6 protein-coding genes and 1 pseudogene are annotated in these 5,480 nt (G+C 53.7%); 4 read left to right on the top strand and 3 right to left on the bottom strand.

The window, feature by feature from the left end:
- The 3 genes and pseudogenes from AC2FLA_RS22305 to AC2FLA_RS22295 all read left to right on the top strand — a co-directional run.
- A pseudogene (locus AC2FLA_RS22305) lies at positions 1-76 on the top strand (IS6 family transposase); the annotation flags it as partial.
- 103 nt (positions 77-179) lie between these two features.
- Positions 180-437 (top strand): hypothetical protein, encoded by a 258-nt coding sequence (locus AC2FLA_RS22300; protein WP_496725416.1) that lies wholly within the window; start codon positions 180-182, stop codon positions 435-437.
- A gap of 84 nt (positions 438-521) precedes the next feature.
- Positions 522-824 carry a hypothetical protein gene (locus AC2FLA_RS22295; RefSeq protein WP_496725415.1) on the top strand — a complete coding sequence of 101 codons (303 nt, stop codon included), beginning with the start codon at positions 522-524 and terminating at the stop codon, positions 822-824.
- 195 nt (positions 825-1,019) lie between these two features.
- On the opposite strand, the gene AC2FLA_RS22290 is transcribed toward AC2FLA_RS22295, so the two are convergent.
- From AC2FLA_RS22290 to AC2FLA_RS22280, 3 genes are all read right to left on the bottom strand, one after another.
- Positions 1,020-1,766, bottom strand: a complete 747-nt coding sequence (locus AC2FLA_RS22290) for a hypothetical protein (RefSeq protein WP_496725414.1) — start codon at positions 1,764-1,766, stop codon at positions 1,020-1,022.
- A gap of 64 nt (positions 1,767-1,830) precedes the next feature.
- Positions 1,831-3,471, bottom strand: a complete 1,641-nt coding sequence (locus tag AC2FLA_RS22285; RefSeq protein ID WP_496725413.1) for a sulfatase-like hydrolase/transferase — start codon at positions 3,469-3,471, stop codon at positions 1,831-1,833.
- A 24-nt stretch (positions 3,472-3,495) separates the two neighbouring features.
- Positions 3,496-3,738 carry a hypothetical protein gene (locus AC2FLA_RS22280; RefSeq protein WP_496725411.1) on the bottom strand — a complete coding sequence of 81 codons (243 nt, stop codon included), beginning with the start codon at positions 3,736-3,738 and terminating at the stop codon, positions 3,496-3,498.
- A gap of 238 nt (positions 3,739-3,976) precedes the next feature.
- Between AC2FLA_RS22280 and AC2FLA_RS22275 the strand changes: the two genes are divergently transcribed.
- Positions 3,977-5,215 carry a tetratricopeptide repeat protein gene (locus AC2FLA_RS22275; protein WP_496725409.1) on the top strand — a complete coding sequence of 413 codons (1,239 nt, stop codon included), beginning with the start codon at positions 3,977-3,979 and terminating at the stop codon, positions 5,213-5,215.
- The last annotated feature ends 265 nt before the right edge of the window (positions 5,216-5,480 follow it).

Here is a 5,480-nt window from a genome sequence, read left to right as displayed (position 1 = left end):
TTCAGCGGCGGCGACACTCGACTGAATCGAAGTGGCGCATATGATCCGCAAGGACCAAATCACGCCCGGAGTTTGCCTGTGCTCAATCTTTGTCCGCACCGGACCAAGACGAAACTGGCTGGCGTCATGGTGCCGCGTTCTATCTGTTCACACCCTTGCGGACCACAGGGACATCCACCGTGGCTGGTCAAACCGCTGACCTGGATCTGGATCTCGGTGGCGCGCTGGAAGTGCTCGATTTTGCGGCGACCGGTCGTTACGAGGCATGGAATGGGGAATTTGGAATAACCGCCTACGCCAACTATGTTGGCATTGAACAAGATATCTCGGCGCCTGGTCCATTGAGTGCCGAGCTTAACGTCGATGTACGTCAAAAATGGTTTGGCATTCTAGAGGCTTACCGTATCGTTGACGGAGGATACGGCGAAATCAATTAGCGGTACACAATCGATTTTCAGGGGGGACTGAGGTACAACTCCGTCCGTCAGGAAATAGACATCACCACACCGGGGCCTGGTAATGTGCTTGTATTGGGCGCCGATCAGAATTGGATCGAACCCTTAGTCGACGCACGCGGAATGTGGCGACTGAGCCAAAACTGGACCGGAATTGCTTCTTTGGAGCTTGGCGGCTTCGGCGCTGGCGGAAATGACCTTCAAATCGAGGTGAATGTTCGTTTTGATTACCAACCCTGGGAGAAAACTGCCCTCACATTTGGGTATCGGTACTTCAGCGTCGACTATAGCGACACGCTGAGTTCCGGAGAGTTCGCCTATGACGTCGACCAGCACGGGCCTTACTTTGGCATAAAATACTCCTTCTAAATGACAGGGGTGAAACGGATCCGTTGCGAATTTTTAACAGGCCGAAGTGATATCTTGGTACCAGCGGGCCAAGCGGCCAGTTCCACGAATTACCGAAACGGACAAGCGTCGGCAGCGTTAGAAGGCCTGTAGCAAGCGCAGTAGCGCTGAAAAATAAACCGTAAGACGTAGCTTTGTCCTTGGGGTTCATGAAACCTAGTAGTTGAATCTGAGGCCGATTCCAGCACCTTGGTCATAAGGGCGATCAGCACCGATCCCGATCAGCACATCTGCATAAAGGGCGATTCCGGGGCTGAGATTTTTGCCAATCTGAAGCTCAGCAGTCGCGGGCCAGGCGTCGTTTTCCCAATCATAGGGCGCTTTGATATCTGCTTTGGCCCAATACCCATCGCCCAACGGCTGAAGCGCAATCAAGCGCATAGCGGTTTGGCTGACATCGGTCGGCCCATTGTAGGACGCGAAATGCTGGACCAAAGGGATCAGCGTCAGCCCGGTGTTTGTGTTGGCAAAGGCAAAGCCACCAAACGGGGCGATCTGATCAGATCCGGTACCGATACCTTCATCGGGGTCGCCGAAATCAAGTATCCATTCCAACCCAAGCGCGGATTTGACTGTCCAGGTGTCATTCAGAGGTTTCTGTGACGGGAAATAGATCAGCTTGAAGCTGGTCTTTTCAAACCCGTTGAACCGCGCGCCAACTGCATTTGTCGAATTGTAGTGGAGCTCATATTTCAGCTTCAGATCAGGGCGCAGCATGTATGCGCCATCAATGAACACATCCTGACGATCTGCCCCACCTTCCAGATCAAAATATTGATAGCGAATGTCCGTGTTGTTGACCGCAGCCAGCGGGTTTGACGCGTTTTCCTCTGCTCCGGCAGCAATACCCGCTATCAGCAACGCGGACGTCAGGATAGAATGAATGAAAAAATGGCGGGCCATCGTGTACCTAAAAACTTAGTGCGATTGGTGAGACGGTGGCTTTGCCACCACCGTCCCAAGTTCGTTATTGCCAACTGGAAAAGACTTCTCTGGTCAGTTCGCTTTCCGGGCGAAGGTTCTCGATACCTTCATAAGGAACACCCTTTCCAAGTGGCAGATGTGGGTGTTTGGCAATGGTTTTTTGATGGCGCTTGACCATGTCCTGAAAAGACGCCCCAGACCATAGAGAGTACCCGATAAGGGGATGTTCCTCGCGTGGATCCCGGTAGACATTGAACACAGGAGCTGCTGCGCCCGGCTGGCCGGGAGCAGGCAGATGCATTTTGAATTCCTGTTTGACCACCGAGCGCAAGACCGGTCCTTCGTACACATACACGTAGTCGCGGCGCGAGTTGCCTTCGCCTTCAAGCAGCAGCGCGGTCTGGTCGATCCCGTCAATTACACGGTCGCGCGGAATGCGGTCGGTTGCCCCTGCGATCCGGGCAAAAGTGGTGAACAGGTCTGAGACATGCACGATGTCACCCGCCGCGCTGCCGGGTTCGATTGCGCCAGGCCACCGGATGAAGGCATCGGTACGCACGCCGCCTTCCAGGTGCTGGGTTTTGCCGCCGCGATAAATCAGCTGGTTCAGGCCAGATGTCCCCTCGTAGTGATACATCAAGCCATTGTCAGCCATGATCATGACGATGGTATTGTCTGCCTTGCCGGTTTCATCGAGCTTGGCCAGCACCTCGCCGATCCAACCGTCCAGGATCTGCAACTTGTCGGCATGGAAGCCGCCATTGCGGGAAACGGCCTCATCAGGGTAGGCAAAGTTCAGCGGGTAGAGCGGCCAGTACTGCATGAAAAACGGGTCGTCCTGAGACGCCAGCTTCTCCAGCTGCTCCAATGCCTGACGCTGATAGCGCAGGTTCATTTCCTCGTATTTCGCCTGCGTCCATTCCTCGCCCGGTGCCATATCGACTTCGCGGGCAAGACCACCAGCTTCACCTTCAACGCCAGTTACCAGACCGTAGGGTTTGAACCGCTGGTCCAATTGAAACTGGTTGGACTGCCCCGACGCATGGTAGCCAAGCATGTTGTTGGCGACCATTGCGTCCCGTATCATCAAACTCAGTTGAACTTGCTGGTGCAAGGGAAAGGCCGCCCAGTCAAATCCCTGATTGTGCGGGTAGGATTGTTCAATATCGCCCTGATGCCATTTCCCGACATGGGCGGTGTTGTACCCTTCTTCCTTCAGGATTTCGGCAATCGTGACTTCTTCAGCCGCAAGACCTTCACCGACCAGTGCAACCTTGACCTCTTCCACACCCGCGCGCGCCGGGTGACGACCGGTTAACATCGCTGTTCGTGTTGGTGTGCAGGATGGCTCGGTATACATCCTCATCAAGGACATGCCTTCGGTGGCAAAATCGTTGATGTTGGGCGTATCGAAACCGGTGACATAGTTCATCGTCCGATTGCCCATCTGACCAAAACTGACATCGTCGATCAGAATGTAGAGAATATTGGGTGGCTTGCCGCCATTGGCGCCACGGATCTCGGAAAGCTTTGCGTCGATTTCCGTATCCTGGGCGTCCCATTGTTCGCCAAATTGCGCGCGGAGAAACTGGAACTCTCCGTCATGAATGATGGGCGCATCCTGAGCAAAGCTCGCGCCAGCCATCAGCACCATGGCCGAGGCATGTTTCCATATTGATCTCATCAGTATCCCTTCCCCATTTTCGAATTACATCTTTCCTGCGCGCCGCAGCGACTGGGCGATTTCGTCCCTAAGGCCATCCAGGGTCTCGCGGATGTCGCATTCAATCTGGTGCGATTGGCTTCCCGGCTCAGCATTCATGGAGAGATACTCGTCGCTGAGAAGCTGGTAGTCCCGGCAGATCTCATCGAACACCGTGTCCGCGCGCCGTAAGTCCGCAATTGCGGCCTGGTGGTCGGGAAACAGGGTATCAAGTTCGAGGCCTTTCAATTTCGATGTCTCGTTCGATGGATCAGAAGATATACCGGAGCGTTGGACGAATTCACTTTTAACAATAGGTATATCGGGGCATAATACGGTGTAATCATGGATGTAACTCGCTGAAAATATGGAAGTATTCAGAGATAAGTCACCTCCTCTGAATGAGGGTGCTGCGCCTGAAACTGAGGATGTGAGGGCCGCACTCCAGCGGCTTGTCAGATCCTCGACTTTCGCGGGTTCACAGCGATTGCAGGACTTTCTTGTGTATGTGGTCGAAGAATCGCTCGACGGCCGGGCCGATGAAATTCGCGCCAAGACCATCGCCATGGATGTTTATGGTGGGACAGTGGCCGAGATGGCGCGTCGCGAAAACGTGGTGCGGGTGGACGCTGGTCGCCTGCGTCGCAAGCTGGCCGAATATTATGCCGAAGATGGCCGTGACGAGGGCACCGTTTTCGATTTGCCGAAGGGCGGGTATGCACCGCAGATATCGATCAGGCCGCTCGAGAGGTCTCAGACCGAGTTACGTGAACGCCAAAAAAAGTCGCGTACTTGGCCTCGCCTTTTCATCGGGATTGCGGGGATTTTCGTACTTGTCTGCTTTGCGACCGTATTCGCCTTGGTGTCGACGAAGGAAAAGGTTCCGGCCAGTTTACCAATCGACGGCCTGAGCCGCGATGAGCGCGGTGCCATTTTCGATGCTTCGCCGATGCGGCTTCAGGCTGTAAATCTGGCCAATTCGGGTCGCGATCTGATCTTTCCGGCGCTGGAACTCGCGAGGCTGAATGCGGCCCTGACCATATTCAAAGCAGCAATCGAAAGCGACAACAGCTATTTTGGAGGTCATGCAGGGGCGGCGCAGGTTGCATCAACTATTTCCTTGTTAACTTCTGATACCAATCTGTCCCGTGACATGTTGCGTTATGCTGACACGCAGGCCAGCAGAGCGATTGAGTTGGCACCTGAATCGGGGTGGAGCCAATCCGCAAAGGCCTGGGTTGAGTTTACCAAAGGAAACTGGCCAGAAGCTGTGAAGTTTTCTTACAGAGCACAGCGGTTGGCACCAAACGACGTACATGTGTTAGAATTCGTGTCGTTAATCCTGCTCTATTCGGGTTCGTTCGAACAAGTTGTAGAAATCAGTGAAGAGACGCTGTCGAAAGTCGTTCTGGACCGGGGTTATGTGTTTCAGAACGCCATGGGGTCTGCAAAATTCCATCTGAATGATTTCGAAGGCGCAGTTTCTGCCTTTGAACAGGTGACTGAAAAAGGCGGACCTGTCGGCCCTGTTTCTGTTGCTTACCTGATGGCGGCACATCAGATGTTGGGGAACGAAAGCAAAGCTAAATCCCTTTCGGAAAAACTCTCGCGTGAGTGGCCCGACAGTCGCGTGGATCTATTGTTTCAAAGATTGTTCGAAAATCCAAATTACGGTGAAGAACTTGGCGACGCTATGAAACGGGCCGGTTGGAAGCCAAAAGATTGAAGGAAAGGTTCTGCTTTGGCTGTCGGAGCCTTGCTAAATCGGAAAGGCCTCGACGGTTGGGCAATTTAAAATAAGGCTGTTGCATTAATCGAGTACTTTCCTGAGAACAGTCCCATCTTAGATGGCTGTAGGATAGGTCTTTATGGGGCGTTGTCACATTAGCTTCCTGCCCACCAAGGAATGCTGACGCTCTGATTTCAAGCGGCTCGAGTAGCGGCATCCCGGGCATCAAATGCCTCGAGGCGGTGATATCGGATTGTTATGG

The organism is Ruegeria sp. CDSA033 (assembly GCF_059612305.1).
This window is presented reverse-complemented; position numbering and strand designations above follow the sequence as displayed.